The sequence below is a fragment of the Enterobacter cloacae complex sp. SHL012 genome, assembly GCF_049237505.1.
In the GTDB taxonomy this organism is placed as follows: Bacteria; Pseudomonadota; Gammaproteobacteria; order Enterobacterales; family Enterobacteriaceae; genus Enterobacter; species Enterobacter kobei.
In genome coordinates this window covers 544,530-567,039 of record NZ_JBMKIZ010000003.1, presented here as the reverse complement: position 1 = coordinate 567,039, position 22,510 = coordinate 544,530, and the positions used below count along the sequence as shown (strand labels likewise).

Sequence of the window (22,510 nt, the reverse complement as noted above, 5' to 3'; positions counted from 1 at the left end):
GTAAATGTGAGCCAGCTCAGGTTGCTGGCTCGAGAGATTAGGCGAAACGCAGCATAATTTTGCCCTGCATCGGTGCCCCATTCAGTGCCTGCACGGCCTGAGCGAAGCTTTCACTGTCGCCAGTATGAGCAATGAGCGGCTCCAGTTGCAGTTTTTTCCCGGTGAGCAGGCGGACTGCTGTTTCCCACTCTTCCCCTGGCCACGGTGCAGAGTAGTTCATCCAGCTACCCAAAAGCGTCAGTTCCTTACGTAATATTTTACCAAAGGTTGCGGCAGATAAATTCAGGTCATGATGCAATGTACCGACCAGCGCAACTTGTGCGTGAGGGCCAGCAATATCAATGGCAAGCGAGACAGTTTGTGGTGTTCCTGCGGTCTCCAGTACCAGTTGATCAAATCGACTGTCACTCTGCGCGTTGAGAATGTCATCGGTGCTCAAGGTACGGCTGTTGAATACTTGAGTCGCACCCAGTGTTTTCGCCAGGGCGAGTTTATCGTCGTTGATATCAATCGCAGTTACGCTCTTTGCCCCGAGCGCCAACGCGCACTGCATCGCCAGCAGACCGATCGTCCCCGCTCCGACGATAATGACATTTTTACCTTTGCAGCCTGAAGCCAGATGAAACGCGTGCAAACCTACGGTGACAGGTTCGATAAATGCCCCGTCTTCGATTGCCATCTCTGCTGGCAGGCGGAACAAGTTCGCGCGCTTCACGACAATATATTCGGCATTGCCACCGTCACTGCGTGAGCCGACAAACTGGTACTGCTTACACAGCGAGTAGTAGCCTTGCCCACACTCTGGGCAGGAAAAACAGGGCAGAAGTGGAATGCAGGCCACAGCATCTCCCGCCTGGAGGTCCTTTACATCTGCACCACAGGCTTCGACGTGTCCGCTAAATTCATGGCCCAGGATGATAGGGTAATAGTGTGCCCCTTTGGCAAAAATACGCGGGATATCTGAGCCGCATAACCCTGAGCAAACAATGCGCACCAGAACTTCATCCGCATCCTGTATTTGAGGGATCGGACGTTCTTCAACGCGCACGCTGCCCTCAGCGTGAATTACCACTGATTTCATGATTTACTCCAGAAAAGAAGGGGAGCATGGCTCCCCGGATATTAAGATACCGTCTGGCTTTGCGGGTTAGCGGCGGTTTTCTCTGCCGTCGTAAACGTCCGGGCACGTCGCCAGGTGAGCAGTACGCCTGTGAAGTAGATCGCGCCAATCACAATGAATCCCACCACGTTTTGCCAGGTAAGGAGCTGGATGAGCAACCAGGTGACTGGCGAACCACCCTGATCCATGGATGCCACAAGCCCACCTGCTTTTAACGCACCAGCGTTCTGTGCAAGCTGGGTATGCAGGCCGATGGTCTGTGTGGCGATCCATAGTGTGATCCCCATGATGATGACGCCGGAGATGAGTGTACGGAACAGATTACCCTGGTGAATCGCGACCGCCATTGCCACGAAGAAACCGATAGTCGCAAGGTCGCCAAAAGGTAGCACCTGGTTACCTGGCACCAGCACCGCGATCAGAATGGTTAACGGGATGAAAATGAGACTGGCGGAAACCACTGACGTATGACCCAGCAGCAGTGCGGGATCAAGACCAATTAAGAACTCCTGACCACCAAATTTGGCCTGCAGGCGTTTGCGAGCGTGTTTAGCAATCGGCGTCAGGCCATCCATAATCGGCTTGATGACCCGCGGCATCAACAGCATCACTGCAGCGGTTTTCACTGCCAGTTGCAGAACGGATTTCGCGTCGTAGCCTGCCAGCATGCCAATGACCAGTCCCATGACAAAACCGACGGTGACCGGTTCGCCAAACGGACCAAAACGTTTCTGGACATCGTCTGCGCTAAAGTGGATCCGCTTAAGACCTGGAATGTGGTTGATAATCGTATCGACCAGCACCGCGACGGGACCGAGATACGCCGACGAGCCGTGTGGAATAGCAATTCCTTCCAGGCCGAAGAAGTCTCGCGTGTCTTTGGCAAACCAGTCACCCAGCTTGTAGACAAAGGCTGCGTGAACCACCACACCAAGGATCCCCAGCCAGTAAGAGCCAGTGGCCAGGTGCAGCATTGCGCCGGTGAAGGTCATGTGCCAGATGTTCCAGATGTCCACGTTAACTACACGGGTCATACGAGTGACCAGCATGATGACATTGACGCCGATCGCTATCGGGATCGCCACCAGTGCGATTTGTGAGGCCCAGGTCATGGGTGAAGAACCTGGCCAGCCGATATCCACTACGTGAAGGTTAATCTGGAATTGTTCTGCCATCGCTTTAGCTGCCGGACCAATGGAGTCGAGCATCAGGCCAATGACCAATCCAATTCCCACGAAGCCTATGCCGATATGCAGGCCGGACTTGAAGCAATCGCCCAGTTTCATCCCCAAAAGTTTTGAGAAGATAATGATAACGATGGGCAGCATGACGGTGGGACCGAGGTCGAGGATATACCGCATGATTTCGGTAAACATGATTTCACCCCTCGAGGATAGTGAGGATTTTTTGTTGCAGGGCTTCGATACCGACGCCCGATACAAACGGCATCCCATGAACTACCGGAATGTCACCAAACGATCTGTCGACTTTTGCCGTGGTGCAAATGAGGTCTGCACCGTCCATATAGGTTTCAATTTCCGTCACACGACACTGGACCAGATCAAGCGCTATATGGTGGGCTTCACACAGTTCTTTGATCTCTTCAGCCGCCATGGTTGAGGTTGCTACGGCACCACCACAGGCAACAATAACTTTACATTTCATAGGGTACTCCTTTTTATTATCAGTATGTTATGAAGCCTGTGCACAGGAGTCAGGCTCAAGGATCGTCTCCCGGAATTGCTCAGCCAGGCGATCGGCTGGTGTGACCAACAACAGGTCCAGCGTGTCCGGGTTTTGTAGCTCGCTGAAAAGACGGCGCAGCAGTTTTATTTGCGCCGCAGGGTTTTCAACAATTAATGCGATGATGAGTGAAACGGCGACCTCTCCATCATCATCAGCCTGCTGAAAATTCACCGGTTTGTCCGGGCGAATCAGGTAAATCGCGGGGATTTTGGCATGTACCGCCTCACAATGCGGGATTGCAACCGCATGGCGTTCAAGGGTTATGCCGGTGGGGTAGTTGATCTCCCTTTCGAGAAGTGCGGCTGGGTAAGTGGCATGCACAACACCTTTCGCCAACATCTCCTCACCAATGTGTGCCAGCGCAAGCTGACAGTTTTCAAACTCAATTCCGGTACGGACAAAAACGTGACTCATAGACTCTCCGGGCATCAGACGTATTCAGGGGTACAGCCAAATCGATAGGCACGTAATACATCCTGTATTTTGTCGATGATGAGATTGTGCGGTGTTGCAACGATCTCATTCATTGACAATCGTTCGAACTGAACGGGCATAAACTGGCTAATAAGACCCAGCGGTAGGGAGGTATTACTCATGTTGGTGAGTAATTTCTCCACGCCCTGACGGATACGTGGATGCGGCCAGTAGTAGCGAATGCGATCAGAAAGACTGAAATGGATATCCACCATCGCCTGGCTCCAGGTTGGACGGTAATACTTTTTCCAGTAATCCGGCTCGTTCAGCATCACTTCGTCAATCACCTCCAGCACGTGGCTGCGCTGCTCAGGGGCGATAAGTTCTCTCTCCATTTGTGCCAGGGCAAAGATGGCTTCACGCAGAGCAAAGGTGAGCGCCGGGCCCACTTTCAGGATCGCGAAGTGATCGCGCACCAGGGCCTGATAAGCCTGACGGGTCTGGTAGTCGGTTGAATGCGCCTCGTAGACCATTGGTGTCTGGCGGATCCAGCCGGATAGTGCCTCGGCCGCGTGGGGTTGATAGTGAATGATTTGGGTATGGTCGAACTCCACGCCCGGTTGCACCACGATAGCGATCACGCGTGTCATAGCATCTTCCAGACCGAGTGCGCTAAAGGCAGCGCGGTGGGTATCGAGCGTCTGTGCGGCATCTTCAACACAGGTAACATGCACGCAGTTAATACTGCTGGCTTCCCCACCCGGTACGGGAACTTCAGTGCCAATAACGTAGGTTAGTGCCGCTTTTTGTTCCTCATTAGCCGTCTCTTCTGCAGCTTTGCATAACTGTGCAGCCCGCTGGGCTACCACTACTGGTGCTAGCGGGACGGGGTCGTCGGCGCATGACATGGAAGCATCCAGATGGATCTTGGTAAATCCGGCAGCGACATAGGTTTTGATCAGCTCAACGGATTTTTCCATCGCGGCTTCAGCCGGTTCGTTTTGCCAGCAGTTAGGCCCCAGGTGATCCCCTCCAAGAATCAGGCGTTCTCGGGGAAAACCAACGTCCCTGGCGATATTCAATACAAAATCGCGAAAATCAGCAGGAGTCATGCCGGTATAGCCGCCAAACTGATTCACCTGATTTGAAGTGGCCTCAATCAGCACTTTATTGTCGGTATTCAAATCAAAACGCAGTGCAGCTTTAATGACCAGCGGGTGTGCGGAACAGACAGAACAAATACCGAGATGCTCTCCCGCTTTATGGCGGGCAATAATATCTTTCACATTTCCTCCGGATTAGGGCATTAATCTTTCGTTGTTAGAGCTTTCCTTCACAACCACAATCGGCAATAACCTTGCGTACGACCTCTTGCATGGCACTTTTGGCGGGTACCATGTAATGACGGGGGTCGCTGGCATCGGGATATGAAGCGAGATAGGTTTTCAGCGCATTCGAGAAGGCGATTTTGAGTTCTGTGGCGACATTGACCTTGCAGATCCCGAGGCTAATAGCCTTACGGATATCTTCTGTCGACAATCCTGAGGCACCGTGCAGTACCAGCGGGATATCAACCAGATTACGGATCTCTGCCAGGCGTTCGAAATCCAGCCTTGGCGTAGCTTTATACAGGCCGTGCGCGGTGCCGATGGCTACAGCCAGCGAGTCGATACCCGTCAGCTCAACATACTCGCGAGCCTGTTGTGGATTGGTGTAGAGCGCATCTTTGCTGTCGACGACAAGGTCATCCTCCTGACCGCCAAGACGGCCAAGTTCAGCCTCTACGCTAACGTCGTAGCGGTGGCAGTAGTCCGTCACTTTCTTTACGAGCAATACGTTTTCAGAGAACGGATGATGAGAGCCGTCGATCATTGCAGAGCGGATCCCGCTCCGTACTTTCTGCGCGATATCGTCGAAATCTTCATGATGATCGAGGTGGATCGCCAGTGGCTGGTTGTACGTTTTGGCTAGATCGCCAGCAATGGCTACCACATTCCCGGTTCCGGCATAGCTAAACGTACCGGGCGTGCCCGCGACAATCAGAGGAGACCGCATCTCTGAGGCCGTTTCGACGACTACCTGCAGTGTTTCGAGATTATGAATATTAAATGCAGGGACCGCGTAACCTTCACGCTGTGCCTTTATCAGCATCGCTTTTGACGAGATGATATACATCTTTCCTCCGAAACCTTTCGTTTTGTTTGTGCGAAAGACAATATAGGGTTTCGGAATGCTTTTTTGTGATTGGTATCTTAGAAATGAAAGATTCGAAATGAAAGATAAGAATGCGAAAGAATCGAAAACAAAAAAAAGCATGGCCGAAGCCATGCTGAAAGAGGTTTATAGTAAACTCACGTCACTGGTGCCGGGTTAAACACCGCCAGCTGGTTATGTAATCCCCATTGGTCCGAGAACGTTTTCTTCCGCCCGCTTGCCACGTCCAGAATGAAGTGGAATAGCTTCCAGCCCACGTCCTCAATGCTCTCTTCTCCGGTGGCGATGGTTCCCGCGTTGATATCCATTAAGTCGTACCAGCGGTTTGCCAGCTCGGTGCGCGTCGCCATTTTGATCACCGGGACTGCCATCAGGCCATACGGCGTGCCGCGTCCGGTGGTAAAGACCTGCACCGTAATGCCGGATGCCACCTGCTGGGTGCCGCAAACAAAATCGCTGGCAGGCGTTGCCGCGTAGATCAGGCCGCGTTTGGTCGGCCGCTGTCCCGGAGAGAGGACTTCCACAATCGCGCTTTGGCCGGATTTAGCAATCGAACCCAGGGCTTTTTCCACGACGTTCGCCAGGCCCCCTTTTTTGTTTCCCGGAGACGGATTCGCGCTACGGTCGGTTTTACCCATGTCGAGATAGTTATCGTACCAGGCCATCTCCTCAAGCAGGCGCTGGCCCACTTCTTCATTGACGGCGCGCGGCGTCAGTAAATGGATGGCATCACGGACTTCGGTCACTTCAGAGAACATCACCGTCGCACCGCAACGAACAAGCAGGTCGGACGCGAAGCCCACCGCCGGGTTGGCCGTCACGCCAGAGAACGCATCGCTGCCGCCGCACTGGGTTCCCACCACCAGGTCAGACACGGGGCAGGTTTCGCGCTGGCGTCGGTTGAGCTTATCCAGATGACGCTCAGCAACCTGCAGAATATCGTCGACCATAGACCGGAACCCAATGTGGCGTTCGTCCTGCAGGCGTACAATGCTGGCCTCGCCTGCCGGAATGGCTTTGACGTCTTCGGTACCCTGGAGCAGACGCTCAGGCTGCAGTTTTTCGCACCCCAGACCAATCACCATCACCTCGCCGCCAAAATTCGGGTTGAGGGCAATATTATGAATGGTACGGATCGGCACGACCGCCGCTGGCGCGTTGATCGCTACGCCACAGCCATAGAGATGGTTCAGGCCAACCACGCCATCGACGTTCGGGTATTTCGGCAGCAGATCGCGTTCGATGATTTTCACCACGTAATCCACCACGCCCGCCACGCAGTGTACGCTGGTGGTGAGACCAAGAAGATTTTTGGTACCGACGCTGCCGTCCGGATTGCGATAGCCTTCAAAGGTATAGCCTTCCAGTGGGGGAAGCGGTTCCGGTACGCGGGTGGCAAGTGGCAGGGTGTTCAGCGGTGGCGCTTTTGGCAGTTCAACCAGCGACTCCTCAATCCAGCTTCCCTGCGGAATTGCGCGAACGGCATAGCCGATGACTTCACCGTAACGCACGATCTCCCCATGGGCAGGAATATCGACCAGTGCGACCTTATGCCCCTGGGGAATATGTTCAATTAACGTCAGTCCGTCCGGGAAGCGTGTTCCCGCTTTTAAGCCATTGTCATTGACAATAATCGCCACGTTATCCGTATCGTGAACTTTTATATAAAACGCCGTCGGCGATGCCTCTCTCATTTCAATATCGGCCATTATTCACATTTCTCCGGCAAAGTGTCAGATAGTAAATTTAACCCGTTGGATAATCGTTTTATTCTCGAGGAAATAAAGAATGTCAGCAGAAGACCGGTAAAAATGTGATCGCGATCGCGTCAGGCTGACTAATCCCTGATTCTGTGCATTAGCGCCCACAGCGTTGGGCAGATGCTCAAAATGGCGTTGAAATGAGGCGCAATACTTGAGCATAAAAACAATGTGCTGTAGTGAAGTGACGATTATACTGAAGGACGATTTTATATTGCCAACATTCAGTCAGAGAAATAAATATAAAAACAATATGTTTCGCAATAAATAATCCCGGCTCAAACTGCGGAATTAAAAAGGTATAAGTGATGAATAACAATATCTTCCCGAATACGTTTAAAGCGGCCCTTGCGGCGCACCAGATCCAGATTGGCTGTTGGTCTGCGCTGGCAAACCCAATAAGTACTGAAGTGCTGGGCCTTGCTGGTTTTGACTGGCTGGTGCTCGACGGCGAACATGCGCCAAATGATATCAGCACCTTTATTCCGCAACTGATGGCCCTGAAAGGCAGCGCCAGCGCCCCGGTGGTGCGAGTGCCAACCAATGACCCGGTGATCGTCAAACGTTTGCTGGATATCGGGTTCTACAATTTCCTCATCCCGTTTGTGGAAACCCAGGAACAAGCGGCGCTGGCCGTGGCGTCAACGCGCTACCCGCCGGAAGGGATACGCGGCGTCTCCGTCTCACACCGCGCCAACATGTTCGGCACCGTGCCGGACTACTTCGCGCAGTCCAATAGCAACATCACTGTTCTGGTGCAGATTGAGAGCCAGCAGGGGGTTGATAACCTCGACGCTATTGCAGCCACAAACGGTGTGGACGGTATCTTTGTCGGCCCAAGCGATCTGGCTGCCGCCTTTGGCCACCTGGGCAATGCCAGCCACCCTGACGTGCAGCGTGCGATCCAGCACATATTTGCTCGCGCCAAAGCACACGGTAAACCGAGCGGCATACTGGCGCCGGTTGAAGCCGACGCCCGACGTTATCTGGAGTGGGGAGCCACCTTTGTTGCCGTCGGCAGCGATCTCGGGGTGTTCCGCTCAGCGACGCAGAAATTAGCGGACGCTTTTAAAAAATAACCATCATTGAGGAAACAGTTATGACGCTGAAAGTGGGTTTTATTGGCCTGGGGATCATGGGTAAACCAATGAGTAAGAACCTCATCAAAGCGGGTTACTCACTGGTGGTCTCCGATCATAATCCGCAATCTGTGGCCGAGGTGATGGCGGCTGGCGCAGAAACCGCCTCCACCGCCAAAGCGATTGCTGAGCAGTGCGATGTCATCATTACCATGCTGCCAAACTCCCCGCATGTTAAAGAGGTCGCGCTGGGGGAGAACGGCATCATTGAGGGCGCGAAGCCCGGCCTGGTGCTGATTGATATGAGCTCTATCGCACCGCTTGCAAGTCGTGAAATCAGCGAGGCGCTAAGAGCGAAGGGCGTGGATATGCTGGACGCGCCGGTCAGCGGCGGTGAGCCGAAAGCGATCGACGGCACGCTGTCGGTGATGGTCGGCGGGGATAAAGCTATTTTCGATAAATACTATGACCTGATGAAAGCGATGGCAGGCTCCGTGGTGCATACGGGGGAAATTGGCGCGGGCAACGTGACCAAGCTGGCGAACCAGGTCATTGTGGCGCTGAACATCGCCGCGATGTCTGAAGCGCTGACGCTGGCAACCAAAGCGGGCGTTAACCCGGACCTGGTCTATCAGGCGATTCGCGGTGGTCTGGCGGGAAGTACCGTGCTGGATGCCAAAGCGCCGATGGTGATGGACCGTAACTTCAAGCCGGGATTCCGTATCGATCTGCACATTAAAGATCTGGCGAACGCGCTCGATACGTCCCACGGCGTAGGCGCACAGCTGCCGCTGACCGCGGCGGTGATGGAGATGATGCAGGCGTTGCGTGCAGATGGTCTGGGCACGGCCGATCACAGCGCGATTGCGTGCTACTACGAAAAACTGGCAAAGGTAGAAGTCGCGCGTTAATTACGTCTTGTCTGCACCTGAAGGTGACAGCGGCGCGCAAACCCTCTATACTGCGCGCCGAAGCTGACCAGACAGTCGCCGCTTCGTCGTCGTCCCTTTCGGGGGAGACGGGCGGAGGGGAGGAAAGTCCGGGCTCCATAGGGCAGGGTGCCAGGTAACGCCTGGGGGGGAAACCCACGACCAGTGCAACAGAGAGCAAACCGCCGATGGCCCGCGCAAGCGGGATCAGGTAAGGGTGAAAGGGTGCGGTAAGAGCGCACCGCGCGGCTGGTAACAGTCCGTGGCACGGTAAACTCCACCCGGAGCAAGGCCAAATAGGGGTTCACATGGTACGGCCCGTACTGAACCCGGGTAGGCTGCTTGAGCCAGTGAGCGATTGCTGGCCTAGATGAATGACTGTCCACGACAGAACCCGGCTTATCGGTCAGCTTCAACTTCTTAAAAAACCCCGCTTCGGCGGGGTTTTTGCTTTCAGGAGGTTGTAGGTCGGTTAAGTGCTGCGCCACCCGACAACCCCACAAACGACATCAATTCTCATATTTGCGACATTAAGCACATTTCACTGTTTTTATCTCTTCAATGGCCTCAAGCAATCTACAGGCGATCGTTATCACAAAATTTCGCGCTGAAAAGGGGTTAATCCACAGTGTTGTTAATTTGTTGTGATTGTTGTCTTAATGAATCAATATGTTTTCATGTTTGATATCTACATATTGCATTTAAAAACATTCATCCTGCGAATGTGTGACGTATTCCTCTTTTTATCGAAAGCCAGCCTAAAAGCATCTGTAAAATTTGATAAATTGAAAGAATGTTTCAACTGAATAACGGTTATTTATTGGTCTTTAATTGCCTGAAAGATCGTCTTTATTGATTTTGTTAACGCAGGAAAATTTATCCAGGTTATCGCCATAAAATAAATTTATTACTGTTGGTTTTGTTGATCGATATCAGCGTAATGGTGTGATTCGACATTCTTATCTGATTGATTGTAAAGGATTTTTGTGTTTTTTGTTGTTCCGGTGAATAACACGGGAAGGCAAATTGTGAGTAACAGCACATACCCCCTTAAACAATATTGGGTAGAATCCGCTGCGTCATAGGGAAATAAGCGCAGAATATTATGAACACTATTATTCTACCGAAAACACAGCACCTCGTGGTATTTCAGGAAGTCATTAAAAGTGGCTCCATAGGTTCTGCAGCAAGACAACTGGGTCTGACGCAACCCGCCGTCAGCAAAATTATCAGCGATATCGAATCCTACTTCGGCGTGGAAGTCATGGTGCGTAAAAACACGGGCGTAAAACTGACTGCCGCAGGCCAGGTGCTGCTCTCCTACTCAGAGTCGATCACCCGCGAAATGAAAAACATGGTGAGCGAGATCAACAGCCTGAGTTTCAGCACCGTGATGGACGTTTCCTTTGGCTACCCATCACTGATTGGTTTCACCTTCCTGTCCGAAATGATCAAAAAATTCAAGGAAGTGTTCCCGAAAGCGCGGGTCTCCATGTATGAAGCACAGCTCTCTTCTTTCCTTCCGGCCATTCGTGACGGGCGTCTGGACTTTGCCATCGGCACGCTGAGTGATGAGATGCTGCTGCAGGATCTGCACGTCGAGCCCTTGTTTGAGTCAGAATTTGTGCTGGTCGCCAGTAAATCACGAACGTGCACCGGCCCGAGGACACTGGCATCGCTCACGCATGAGCAGTGGGTGATGCCGCAAACCGATATGGGCTACTACAAAGAACTTCTGACCACTCTGCAAGACAACCACATCAGTATTGAAAACATCGTCCAGACCGATTCCGTGGTCACCATTTATAACCTTGTCCTGAATGCCGATTATCTGACGGTGATTCCACGCGACATGATTGCTCCGTTCGGCTCGGATCAATTTATTGTTCTGCCGGTAGAGGATGAATTACCCGTGGCGCGTTATGCCGCCGTGTGGTCGAAAAATTACAGAATTAAAAAATCCGCGTCAGTATTGGTTGAACTGGCAAAACAATATGCCTCACTCACCGGTGAAAGACGACGATGAAATATTGATCTCCTTAGAAGCAATAAACATTTTATAAAAAACACCCAGAGATAATTTTATGCTCTGATACCCTGACTTTGCCTGAAAAGAATGAATTATTATAACGAGGATATTATGCACATTACCTACGACCTTCCGGTAACGATTGAAGATATTCAGGACGCCAGAAAACGCCTGGCGGGTAAAATCTATAAAACCGGCATGCCGCGTTCGAATTATCTCAGCGAGCGCTGTAAGGGTGAAATATTCCTGAAGTTTGAAAATATGCAGCGTACCGGCTCGTTTAAAATTCGCGGTGCGTTTAATAAATTAAGCTCGCTGACCGATGCTGAAAAGCGTAAGGGCGTCGTCGCCTGCTCGGCGGGAAACCACGCGCAGGGTGTGTCGCTCTCGTGTGCAATGCTCGGCATTGACGGCAAAGTGGTGATGCCGATGGGCGCGCCAAAGTCTAAAGTAGCCGCGACGCGTGACTACTCGGCTGAAGTGGTGCTGCACGGCGAGAACTTCAACGACACCATCGCGAAAGTGAGTGAAATCGTCGAGATGGAAGGGCGCATTTTTATCCCGCCGTATGACGATCCGAAAGTGATCGCCGGACAGGGCACCATTGGCCTGGAAATTCTTGAAGATTTGTATGATGTGGATAACGTGATTGTTCCCATCGGCGGTGGCGGATTAATTGCCGGGATTGCAACGGCCATTAAATCCATTAACCCGACCATTAATATTATTGGCGTACAGTCTGAAAATGTTCATGGGATGGCGGCATCATACCAGGCCGGAGAAATCACCAACCATCGCGTCACCGGTACATTAGCTGACGGTTGCGACGTATCTCGTCCGGGTAAATTAACCTTCGAAATCGTCCGCGAACTGGTTGATGACATTGTGCTGGTGAGCGAAGACGATATTCGCAACAGCATGATTGCGCTTATTCAGCGAAATAAAGTGGTGACGGAAGGTGCTGGCGCGCTGGCCTGCGCGGCATTATTAAGCGGCAAACTTGACCACTATATTCAGGGCCGAAAAACCGTCTGCATTATTTCCGGCGGCAATATCGATCTCTCCCGTGTTTCCCAAATTACCGGCTTCGTTGACGCATAAAGGTGACCTATGAGCAACACAGAAAGCATTATCGTTGGCCAGACAAAAACGTCCTCCTGGCGTAAGTCTGATACCACCTGGACGCTGGGCCTGTTCGGAACCGCCATTGGCGCAGGCGTGCTGTTCTTCCCTATTCGCGCAGGCTTTGGCGGGTTGATCCCCATCCTGCTGATGCTGGTCCTCGCGTTCCCGATTGCATTTTACTGTCACCGCGCGCTGGCGCGTCTGTGCCTGTCCGGCAGTAATGTCTCAGGCAACATTACCGAAACGGTGGAAGAGCACTTCGGCAAGACCGGCGGGGTGGTCATCACCTTCCTCTACTTCTTTGCCATTTGCCCACTGCTGTGGATTTACGGCGTGACCATTACCAACACCTTTATGACGTTCTGGGAAAACCAGCTCCAGCTGCCTGCGCTGAACCGTGGTGTAGTGGCGCTGTTCCTGCTGCTGATGATGGCCTTTGTGATCTGGTTTGGTAAAGATCTGATGGTGAAGGTGATGAGCTTCCTGGTGTTCCCGTTCATCGCCAGCCTGGTGCTGATTTCCCTGTCGCTGATCCCATACTGGAACTCGGCGGTGATCGACCAGGTCAACCTGAGCGATATTTCCTTTACCGGTCATGACGGCATTCTGGTCACGGTGTGGCTGGGGATCTCCATCATGGTCTTCTCCTTCAACTTCTCGCCCATCGTCTCCTCATTTGTGGTCTCCAAGCGTGAAGAGTACGAGCCCGAGTTCGGTAAAGCGTTTACCGAGCAGAAATGTTCCAAAATCATCGGTCGCGCCAGCATGCTGATGGTCGCCGTAGTGATGTTCTTCGCCTTTAGCTGCCTGTTTACGCTCTCTCCGCAGAACATGGCGGATGCCAAAGCGCAGAACATTCCGGTGCTCTCTTATCTGGCGAACCACTTTGCCTCCATGTCGGGAACCAAATCGACGTTTGCCACGGTGCTGGAATACGGTGCGTCCATCATCGCGCTGGTCGCTATCTTTAAATCCTTCTTTGGGCACTATCTGGGCACCCTGGAAGGGCTGAACGGCCTGATCCTCAAGTTCGGTTATAAGGGGGATAAGAAGAAGGTTTCCGTTGGCAAGCTGAACACCATCAGCATGGTCTTCATCATGGGCTCCACCTGGGTTGTGGCCTATGCCAACCCGAACATTCTCGACCTTATCGAAGCCATGGGCGCACCGATCATCGCCTCTCTGCTGTGCCTGCTGCCGATGTACGCCATCCGCAAAGCGCCAGCCATGGCGAAATATAAGGGCAAACCCGAGAACATCTTCGTCACGGTTGTGGGCCTGCTGACCATTCTGAATATTGTTTACAAACTGTTCTAACCCATAGCTCAGGAAGAGCGGAGTCATATGATGATTGAGTTTCCGGTAGTACTGGTTATTAACTGCGGTTCGTCCTCTGTTAAGTTTTCGGTGCTCGACGCCAGCAGCTGTGAGACCCTGATGACGGGCATTGCGGACGGTATCAACACCGAAAAGGCCTTTATTTCCGTGAACGGGGGTGAGCCAGTCAAACTGGCTCACCAGGACTACGAAGGGGCGCTGGCAGCCATCGCCCTGGAGCTGGAGAAGCGCAACCTGATGAGCAGCGTGGCCTTAATTGGCCACCGTATTGCGCACGGCGGCGACCTCTTCAGCGAGTCGACCCTGATTACGAAAGAGGTGATTGAGCAGATCCGTCAGGTTTCCCCGCTGGCACCGCTGCATAACTACGCCAACTTAAGCGGCGTGGAAGCCGCAGAGCGGTTGTTCCCGGGCGTGCAGCAGGTGGCGGTATTCGATACCAGCTTCCATCAGACGCTGCCGCCTCAGGCGTATCTGTACGGCTTGCCGTACCGCTATTTTGAAGCGCTGGGCGTACGGCGTTACGGTTTTCACGGCACTTCCCATCGTTACGTGGCCGGACAGGCGCATACGCTTCTCGGGCTGTCCCCCGACGACAGCGGGCTGGTGATTGCTCATCTTGGTAACGGGGCCTCCATCTGCGCGGTGCGCAACGGTGAGAGCGTCGATACCTCCATGGGCATGACGCCGCTGGAAGGGCTGGTGATGGGCACGCGCTGTGGCGACGTGGATTTTGGCGCGATGGCGTGGATTGCCCAGCAAACCGGCCAGTCATTTGATGATCTGGAGCGCGTGGTTAACAAAGAGTCCGGGTTGCTGGGGATATCCGGCATCTCCTCCGATTTACGTGCGCTGGAGAAAGCCTGGCACGAAGGCAATCAACGGGCGCAGCTGGCGATCCACACCTTTGTCCACCGGATTGCGCGGCATATCGCCGGTCACGCGGCATCGCTGCATCGTCTGGATGGCGTGATCTTTACCGGTGGTATTGGCGAAAACTCGAAACTGATCCGCGCGCTGGTGGCGGAGCATCTTAAGGTCTTCGGCATCCTCCTCGACGAGGCTAAAAATGCCCTGCCGGGCAGCGCGGGCGAGCGCGTCATCAGCACCGATTCCTCCCGCGTAGTCTGCGCGGTTGTCCCTACCAATGAAGAAAAAATGATCGCGCTGGACGCCCTCCGTCTTGGGAAGGTCACTCCGGCTGCGGCTTACGCCTGATATAGCGAGAAACACATGAACGTAACAATCGATACAGGCGTCGCGCCCTACAGCGACGCATGGGCTGGCTTTCGCGGTGAAGAATGGAAAAACGCCGTCAACGTGCGCGATTTTATTCAGCATAACTACACCCCTTATGAAGGCGACGAAGCTTTCCTCGCGCAGGCGACGCCAGCAACGACGGCGCTGTGGCAGAAGGTGATGGTCGGCATTCGTCAGGAGAATGCCACCCACGCCCCGGTAGATTTTGATACTAACATTGCCACCACCATTACCGCTCACGGGCCGGGTTATATCGATCAGGATCTGGAGACGATCGTCGGGCTGCAAACCGATAAACCGCTCAAGCGCGCCCTGCATCCGTATGGCGGGATCAACATGATCCGCAGCTCGTTTGAAGCCTATGGCCGCGAGATGGATCCGCAGTTTGAATACCTGTTTACCGACCTGCGTAAAACCCATAACCAGGGCGTGTTTGACGTCTACTCGCCGGAGATGATGCGCTGCCGTAAATCCGGCGTGCTGACCGGTCTGCCGGACGGCTACGGACGCGGGCGCATCATCGGTGACTACCGACGCGTGGCGCTGTACGGCATCACCTATCTGGTGCGCGAGCGTGAGCTGCAGTTTGCGGATCTCCAGCCGAAGCTGGAACGCGGTGACGATCTCGAAGCGACGATCCGCCTGCGTGAAGAGCTGGCGGAGCACAAGCGTGCTTTGCTCCAGATCCAGCAGATGGCGGCGAACTACGGCTTTGATATTGCGCGTCCGGCGATGAACGCGCAGGAAGCGGTGCAGTGGGTCTACTTTGCCTACCTGGCGGCGGTGAAATCCCAGAACGGCGGGGCGATGTCGCTGGGACGCACGGCGTCGTTCCTTGATATCTACATTGAGCGCGACATGCAGGCCGGACGGCTAAATGAGGCGCAGGCGCAGGAGCTGATCGACCACTTCATCATGAAGATCCGCATGGTCCGCTTCCTGCGCACGCCGGAGTTCGACACGCTCTTCTCGGGCGATCCGATCTGGGCGACGGAAGTGATTGGCGGAATGGGGCTGGACGGCCGCACGCTGGTGACCAAAAACAGCTTCCGCTATTTGCACACCCTGCACACCATGGGGCCTGCGCCGGAGCCCAATCTGACGATCCTCTGGTCTGAACAGCTGCCGATTGCATTTAAGAAATACGCCGCGCAGGTGTCGATTGTCACCTCCTCACTGCAGTACGAGAACGACGATCTGATGCGAGCCGACTTCAACAGCGACGACTACGCCATTGCCTGCTGTGTCAGCCCGATGGTGATCGGCAAGCAGATGCAGTTCTTTGGCGCCCGCGCCAACCTCGCGAAAACGCTGCTGTACGCCATCAACGGCGGAGTGGATGAGAAGCTGAAGATTCAGGTCGGCCCGAAAACCGCGCCATTGCTGGATGAGGTGCTGGATTACGACACCGTGATGGCCAGCCTCGATCACTTTATGGACTGGCTGGCGGTGCAGTACATCAGCGCGCTGAATCTCATTCACTACATGCACGATAAGTACAGCTACGAAGCCTCACTGATGGCGCTGCATGACCGTGACGTCTATCGCACCATGGCCTGCGGCATCGCCGGGCTGTCGGTCGCGGCGGACTCTCTCTCCGCGATTAAATACGCCACGGTGAAACCGGTGCGCGACCACACCGGTCTGGCGGTTGATTTCGTCATCGAAGGTGACTATCCGCAGTACGGCAACAACGACGACCGCGTGGACAGCATCGCCTGCGACCTGGTTGAGCGCTTTATGAAGAAAATTCAGGCGCTGCCGACCTATCGCAATGCGGTGCCGACCCAGTCTATTCTGACCATTACCTCCAACGTGGTTTACGGTCAGAAGACCGGGAATACGCCGGACGGTCGCCGCGGCGGCACGCCGTTTGCCCCTGGCGCGAACCCGATGCACGGCCGTGACAGAAAAGGGGCGGTGGCCTCGCTGACGTCGGTGGCCAAGCTGCCGTTCACCTATGCGAAGGACGGGATCTCCTACACCTTCTCTATCGTGCCGCAGGCGCTGGGCAAAGATGAGCTGGTGCGCAAAACCAACCTGGTGGGGCTGCTGGACGGGTACTTCCACCATGAAGCGGCCATTGAAGGCGGGCAGCACCTGAACGTCAACGTAATGAACCGGGAAATGCTGCTGGACGCCATTGCGCATCCGGAAAATTACCCGAATCTGACCATTCGTGTTTCAGGCTATGCCGTGCGCTTTAATGCCCTGACGCGCGAGCAGCAGCAGGATGTGATATCGAGGACGTTTACTCAATCTATCTAAAAGTGTGTTCACATGCCCCCTCAACGCAGGGGGCACTTTTTTGCCCGCTAAACATACAAAATTGTTTATATAATTACTCACACATATTCATCCGCTCTTGAAAAACAATGTTCCTGCTTTTCCCAATAACAAAATGTAAGGACAGTAAGATGATGAAAATGACCCGTATTGCTTTGATTGCAGCGTCGTTGGCGGTGTGCAGTTTTACCGCGCAGGCCGCGAACGTTGAGGCAGCCCCGTCTCCATCGCAGGATCCGCTGGTACAGCACCTGAAGCTCAGCAATGAGCAGATTAATAAGATTAAAGAGTTGCATCAGCAACTGGAGCAAAACGTCAGCAAGATCCCAATGACGGGCGTGAAGGACGGTGCGCTGATCGACATGTTCCAGGCGGGTAAATGGGACGAAAGCACGGTGAAAAGCCAGCTTACCGCCTTCAGCAAAATTGAAGAGCAGACCCGTTATTACCGCGTGAAATATTACTTTGACGTCAGCCAGGTGCTGACGCCGGAGCAGCGTAAGCAGGTCAAAACTGATATGGCTAACGCGCTGGCTGAGTGATTTCCTACCCGCGCACGGCGCGGGTTTTTATTTCTTGATCGTCGTCACTTTTAGAAAAGTTATGCATTTAAAGAATTAAAAAAGGAAATTTTTCCTCCAGTCTTTGAAAATCCCCATAAAACTTGTGACTTTTTTCTCCCTCGCTCCGGATATGATCTTCCCACACCAATAACAAGCACCTGCATTCTCTGACTCGCAATCGCTGGCGATCGGAATCTAATAAAAACAACTGTTTACCCTACAAAATAAGCGAGTACCCAATGGAAACGGCAACAAACAGCAGTGTGATTGTGAATGATTCCCCTGCGGCAAGGCGGGCGGGAATGAGTGAAAGCGAGTGGCGAGAAGCGATTAAATTCGACAGCACCGACACGGGGTGGGTCATCATGAGTATCGGGATGGCCATCGGCGCGGGGATTGTTTTTCTCCCTGTGCAGGTTGGATTAATGGGATTGTGGGTCTTTTTGCTCTCGTCGATTATTGGTTATCCGGCCATGTATCTGTTCCAGCGTTTGTTTATTAATACGCTGGCGGAGTCTCCGGAATGCAAAGACTACCCAAGCGTAATTAGCGGTTACTTAGGTAAAAACTGGGGCATCCTATTAGGTGCGCTCTATTTCGTGATGCTGGTGATCTGGATGTTTGTTTATTCCACTGCCATCACCAACGACAGCGCATCGTATTTGCATACTTTCGGTGTGACCGACGGGTTACTGTCTGACAATCCCTTCTACGGTTTATTCCTGATCTGCATTCTGGTCGCCATTTCTTCACGCGGTGAAAAGCTGCTGTTTAAGGTCTCCAGCCTGATGGTGCTGACCAAACTATTCGTGGTTGCCGCGCTGGGGCTGTCGATGATTGGCCTCTGGCATTTAGCCAATGTGGGCATGCTGCCACCGGTGGGTCTGCTGATTAAAAACGCCATTATTACGTTGCCCTTTACCTTAACCTCCATTCTGTTTATTCAGACTTTAAGCCCGATGGTTATCTCGTACCGCTCACGGGAAAAGTCCGTTGAAGTGGCGCGACACAAAGCATTGCGGGCAATGAATATCGCTTTTGGCGTACTGTTTGTGACGGTCTTCTTTTACGCTGTCTCTTTCACCCTGGCAATGGGACACGACGAAGCGGTCAAAGCCTACGAGCAGAATATCTCTGCCCTGGCGATCGCGGCGCAATTTATCAGCGGCGACGGTGCGGGCTGGGTCAAAATCGTCAGCGTAATTCTCAATATCTTTGCCGTGATGACGGCGTTCTTCGGCGTCTATCTGGGCTTTCGTGAGGCCACGCAGGGGATCGTGATGAACGTCCTGCGCCGCAAAATGCCAACAGAGAAAATCAATGAAAGCACCGTTCAGCGCGGCATCATGTTATTCGCCATTCTGCTGGCCTGGAGCGCGATTGTCTTAAACGCGCCGGTATTGAGCTTCACCTCCATTTGTAGCCCTATCTTCGGCATGGTGGGCTGCCTGATCCCTGCATGGCTGGTCTATAAAGTGCCAGCACTGCATAAATATAAAGGCGTGTCGCTGGTGATTATTGTTATCACCGGGCTGCTGCTTTGTGTTTCTCCTTTCCTCGCATTCTCCTGAGGGTAATTAAGGTCGTAACGATGTCTGAGCAAACTCATCCTTTATGGAATCAATTTATTCGCGTGGTGCAGGAAGAAGTTAAACCTGCACTGGGGTGCACCGAACCCGTTTCTCTGGCGCTGGCTTGTGCAATTGCCGCAGAGCACCTGTCAGGCGACGTAACACAGATTGAGGCGTGGGTATCGCCGAACCTGATGAAGAACGGGCTGGGCGTAACGGTGCCGGGTACCGGAATGGTCGGGTTGCCGATTGCGGCGGCGCTGGGCGCCATCGGTGGTAATGCGCAGGCGGGGCTGGAGGTACTGAAAGATGCCAGCGCGGATGCGCTGGTACGGGCTAAAGCGCTGCTGAATGCCGGTCAGGTGCAGGTGAAACTTCAGGAACCGTGCGAAGAGATTCTCTATTCACGAGCCTGTGTATACGCCGGTGATGCCTCGGCGATGGTGACTATCGCGGGCGGGCATACCCGTGTGGTGGAGGTGGTGTGTCAGGGCGAAACGCGCTTCAGGCTGGACGATCAACAGGCAGAGGCAGGGAGTGACCCCCTGGCGGTGCTGTCAACCACGACGCTTTCGCAGATCCTGGAGTTTGTCGAGCAGGTCCCGTTCGATGCGATCCGGTTTATCCTTGATGCCGGGCGTTTGAACGATGCGCTCTCACGTGAAGGGCTCAGCGGGCAATGGGGGTTGCACATTGGTGCGACGCTCGATAAACAGCGCACCCGCGGATGGATGGCACAGGATCTGGGTTCAGATATTGTTATCCGCACTAGCGCGGCCTCGGATGCCCGCATGGGCGGTGCGACACTGCCAGCGATGAGTAATTCCGGGTCAGGAAACCAGGGGATCACCGCGACTATGCCGGTTGTTGTTGTGGCTGAACACGTTCAGGCTGACGACGAGCGGCTGGCGCGGGCGCTGATGCTTTCACATCTGTCGGCCATTTATATCCACTACCAGCTTCCGCGCTTGTCCGCATTGTGTGCAGCAACGACGGCGGCAATGGGCGCAGCGGCAGGTATGGCGTGGCTGATGGACGGAAGCTACAAGACGGTTGCGATGGCAATCGGCAGTATGATCGGGGATGTCAGTGGGATGATCTGTGATGGCGCCTCCAATAGCTGCGCGATGAAAGTCTCCACCAGCGTCAACAGTGCCTGGAAAGCAGTCATGATGGCGCTGGACGATTCTGCCGTAACGGGCAATGAGGGGATTGTGGCGCACGATGTGGAACAGTCTATTTCCAACCTGTGCGCACTGGCGTGCCGCTCGATGCAGGCAACGGATCGGCAGATTATCGAGATTATGGCGAGTAAGGTGTAAAGAATACCCCTCTCCCGTTTGGGAGAGGGGTAAGGTTAATTACACCGGTAAATCAATCAGTAGCGCCCGCAATGCCGTATCGGCCTCCAGGGTAATATTCGCTTCATCACGAATAAACGCCCCGTCACCACAGGTGAGCGCCTCTTTCTCTTCCGTATGCGTTACCGCATGCACCGTACCGTGGATGGACTGTAAATACGCACGCGGCCCATGAAGCTGGAAGCTCGCCTGCTCACCTTTCTTCAGTTCGATATGATGCAGCCATACCTGCTGACGCAGCTGCAGGCTGCCTTTGCTGCCATCAGGCGACGCAATCAGCTGCTGCTTATCGCCCGTTAAATCTACCTTTTGTACCAGCGGATTTTCCCGCTCAGGGCAGGCGTCCAGCCACAACTGCATACGGGTCAGCGTTTTATCTTTGCTGAGGTTATGCTCGCTGTAACTGATGCCCGGCTGCGTCGAAATTAACAACGCTTCGCCAGCCTTTGCCTGGACATGATTGCCCTCGCTATCGCGGTATTCTGCCTCGCCTTCCAGGATCAGGTTCAGGATATCGACTTTCGGGTACGTACGCGGCTGGAAGGACGCGCCAGGGGCGAGCACTTCCTGATTCAACACGCGTAATGAAGCGTAACCGAGGAGTTTAGGGTCAAAGTAGTGTCCAAAAGAAAAGGTGTAGCGGGCCTGCAGCCAGCCGAAATCGGCTTGTCCGCACTGTTTAGCTGTTCTTGTCGTAATCATAAACTTGACCTCTCTTTACACTAAAACAATGGTAAAGGTATGGACGCTGCATTGTTAGCCAGATATTCTGCCCGGTATGTTCAAATTTCCTGAATGAGAACGAGATGGCTAAAGAGAGAGCATTGACGCTTGAGGCGCTTCGCGTCATGGACGCGATTGACCGGCGCGGCAGTTTTGCGGCAGCCGCTGATGAACTGGGGCGCGTTCCGTCGGCGCTGAGTTACACCATGCAGAAGCTGGAAGAGGAGCTGGACGTGGTGCTGTTTGACCGCTCCGGTCATCGAACAAAATTCACCAACGTGGGCCGAATGCTGCTGGAGCGCGGTCGCGTGTTGCTGGAAGCGGCGGATAAGTTAACGACCGATGCCGAAGCGCTGGCGCGCGGTTGGGAAACCCATCTGACGTTAGTGACCGAAGCGCTGGTGCCTACTGAAGCGCTGTTCCCGCTGGTTGACCGTCTGGCTGATAAAGCGAACACGCAGCTGTCGATCATTACCGAAGTGCTGGCAGGCGCGTGGGAGCGCCTGGAGACGGGCAGGGCGGATATCGTTATTGCGCCGGATATGCACTTCCGCTCGTCGTCGGAAATCAACTCGCGCAAGCTCTACAGCGTGATGAACGTTTACGTTGCCGCACCCAATCACCCGATTCACCAGGAGCCAGAGCCGCTCTCTGAGGTGACGCGCGTGAAGTATCGCGGCGTGGCGGTCGCTGATACCGCGCGTGAACGTCCGGTGCTGACGGTGCAGTTGCTGGATAAACAGCCTCGTCTGACGGTCACTTCACTGGAAGACAAACGACAGGCGCTGCTGGCCGGGCTTGGCGTGGCAACCATGCCGTATCCGTTTGTGGAAAAAGATATTGCGGAAGGGCGTCTGCGCGTTGTGAGCCCGGAGTACACCAGCGAAGTGGACATTATTATGGCCTGGCGTCGCGACAGCATGGGCGAAGCCAAATCGTGGTGCCTGCGCGAAATACCCAAACTCTTTGCGCACCACAACAAATAAGCGTGT

Annotated in this window: 19 protein-coding genes and 1 other RNA gene; 12 read left to right on the top strand and 8 right to left on the bottom strand. The window is 53.8% G+C overall.

Features of this window, described 5'->3' with window-relative positions:
- Positions 1–37: 37 nt before the first annotated feature.
- The 7 genes from gatD to garD all read right to left on the bottom strand — a co-directional run bounded on the left by gatD (position 38) and on the right by garD (position 7,203).
- Positions 38–1,081, bottom strand: coding sequence for a galactitol-1-phosphate 5-dehydrogenase (gatD, locus tag ACOTY9_RS13855; RefSeq protein WP_045281414.1), 1,044 nt, complete (start codon positions 1,079–1,081; stop codon positions 38–40).
- A 41-nt stretch (positions 1,082–1,122) separates the two neighbouring features.
- Complete coding sequence (locus ACOTY9_RS13850; protein ID WP_058690902.1) at positions 1,123–2,496, bottom strand: galactitol-specific PTS transporter subunit IIC; 1,374 nt, start codon at positions 2,494–2,496, stop codon at positions 1,123–1,125.
- Positions 2,497–2,500: 4 nt separating this feature from the next.
- On the bottom strand, positions 2,501–2,785 hold the full coding sequence (gene gatB, locus ACOTY9_RS13845) for a PTS galactitol transporter subunit IIB (protein ID WP_348565940.1): 285 nt from the start codon (positions 2,783–2,785) through the stop codon (positions 2,501–2,503).
- A 27-nt stretch (positions 2,786–2,812) separates the two neighbouring features.
- Entirely contained in the window at positions 2,813–3,280 is a 468-nt protein-coding gene (gene gatA / locus ACOTY9_RS13840; protein ID WP_014885351.1) for a PTS galactitol transporter subunit IIA, read from the bottom strand.
- A 14-nt stretch (positions 3,281–3,294) separates the two neighbouring features.
- A complete protein-coding gene (gene gatZ, locus ACOTY9_RS13835) occupies positions 3,295–4,566 on the bottom strand; it encodes a tagatose-bisphosphate aldolase subunit GatZ (RefSeq protein WP_348565939.1) in 1,272 nt (423 codons plus the stop codon).
- Between the two features lie 34 nt (positions 4,567–4,600).
- Entirely contained in the window at positions 4,601–5,455 is an 855-nt protein-coding gene (locus ACOTY9_RS13830) for a tagatose bisphosphate family class II aldolase (RefSeq protein ID WP_014885349.1), read from the bottom strand.
- A gap of 176 nt (positions 5,456–5,631) precedes the next feature.
- Entirely contained in the window at positions 5,632–7,203 is a 1,572-nt protein-coding gene (garD, locus tag ACOTY9_RS13825; RefSeq protein WP_348565938.1) for a galactarate dehydratase, read from the bottom strand.
- A gap of 359 nt (positions 7,204–7,562) precedes the next feature.
- Here garD and garL point away from each other — a divergent pair, with 359 nt between their 5' ends.
- The 11 genes from garL to ACOTY9_RS13770 all read left to right on the top strand — a co-directional run bounded on the left by garL (position 7,563) and on the right by ACOTY9_RS13770 (position 20,756).
- Positions 7,563–8,333 (top strand): 2-dehydro-3-deoxyglucarate aldolase, encoded by a 771-nt coding sequence (garL, locus tag ACOTY9_RS13820; protein WP_023337841.1) that lies wholly within the window; start codon positions 7,563–7,565, stop codon positions 8,331–8,333.
- Between the two features lie 20 nt (positions 8,334–8,353).
- On the top strand, positions 8,354–9,244 hold the full coding sequence (gene garR / locus ACOTY9_RS13815; RefSeq protein ID WP_348565937.1) for a 2-hydroxy-3-oxopropionate reductase: 891 nt from the start codon (positions 8,354–8,356) through the stop codon (positions 9,242–9,244).
- 59 nt (positions 9,245–9,303) lie between these two features.
- Positions 9,304–9,680: RNase P RNA component class A (gene rnpB, locus ACOTY9_RS13810), an RNA gene on the top strand.
- Positions 9,681–10,367: 687 nt separating this feature from the next.
- Positions 10,368–11,288 (top strand): transcriptional regulator TdcA, encoded by a 921-nt coding sequence (gene tdcA / locus ACOTY9_RS13805; protein WP_348565936.1) that lies wholly within the window; start codon positions 10,368–10,370, stop codon positions 11,286–11,288.
- A 114-nt stretch (positions 11,289–11,402) separates the two neighbouring features.
- Positions 11,403–12,392 carry a bifunctional threonine ammonia-lyase/L-serine ammonia-lyase TdcB gene (gene tdcB / locus ACOTY9_RS13800; RefSeq protein ID WP_096217841.1) on the top strand — a complete coding sequence of 330 codons (990 nt, stop codon included), beginning with the start codon at positions 11,403–11,405 and terminating at the stop codon, positions 12,390–12,392.
- A gap of 9 nt (positions 12,393–12,401) precedes the next feature.
- Positions 12,402–13,733, top strand: coding sequence for a threonine/serine transporter TdcC (gene tdcC / locus ACOTY9_RS13795; protein WP_045134790.1), 1,332 nt, complete (start codon positions 12,402–12,404; stop codon positions 13,731–13,733).
- 30 nt (positions 13,734–13,763) lie between these two features.
- A complete protein-coding gene (gene tdcD / locus ACOTY9_RS13790; RefSeq protein WP_023331368.1) occupies positions 13,764–14,972 on the top strand; it encodes a propionate kinase in 1,209 nt (402 codons plus the stop codon).
- 15 nt (positions 14,973–14,987) lie between these two features.
- Positions 14,988–17,282 (top strand): formate C-acetyltransferase, encoded by a 2,295-nt coding sequence (gene pflB / locus ACOTY9_RS13785; RefSeq protein WP_023331367.1) that lies wholly within the window; start codon positions 14,988–14,990, stop codon positions 17,280–17,282.
- A gap of 149 nt (positions 17,283–17,431) precedes the next feature.
- Positions 17,432–17,842, top strand: a complete 411-nt coding sequence (locus tag ACOTY9_RS13780; RefSeq protein ID WP_348565935.1) for a hypothetical protein — start codon at positions 17,432–17,434, stop codon at positions 17,840–17,842.
- Positions 17,843–18,102: 260 nt separating this feature from the next.
- Positions 18,103–19,434 carry a hypothetical protein gene (locus ACOTY9_RS13775; RefSeq protein WP_348565934.1) on the top strand — a complete coding sequence of 444 codons (1,332 nt, stop codon included), beginning with the start codon at positions 18,103–18,105 and terminating at the stop codon, positions 19,432–19,434.
- Between the two features lie 20 nt (positions 19,435–19,454).
- A complete protein-coding gene (locus tag ACOTY9_RS13770; RefSeq protein ID WP_014885336.1) occupies positions 19,455–20,756 on the top strand; it encodes a serine dehydratase subunit alpha family protein in 1,302 nt (433 codons plus the stop codon).
- Between the two features lie 39 nt (positions 20,757–20,795).
- Here ACOTY9_RS13770 and ACOTY9_RS13765 read toward each other — a convergent pair whose 3' ends face one another.
- Complete coding sequence (locus ACOTY9_RS13765) at positions 20,796–21,497, bottom strand: pirin family protein (protein ID WP_014885335.1); 702 nt, start codon at positions 21,495–21,497, stop codon at positions 20,796–20,798.
- Positions 21,498–21,601: 104 nt separating this feature from the next.
- Here ACOTY9_RS13765 and ACOTY9_RS13760 point away from each other — a divergent pair, with 104 nt between their 5' ends.
- The gene (locus ACOTY9_RS13760) at positions 21,602–22,504 is read left to right on the top strand and encodes a LysR family transcriptional regulator (protein WP_014885334.1); all 903 of its coding nucleotides are present in this window, start codon (positions 21,602–21,604) and stop codon (positions 22,502–22,504) included.
- Positions 22,505–22,510: the final 6 nt, after the last annotated feature.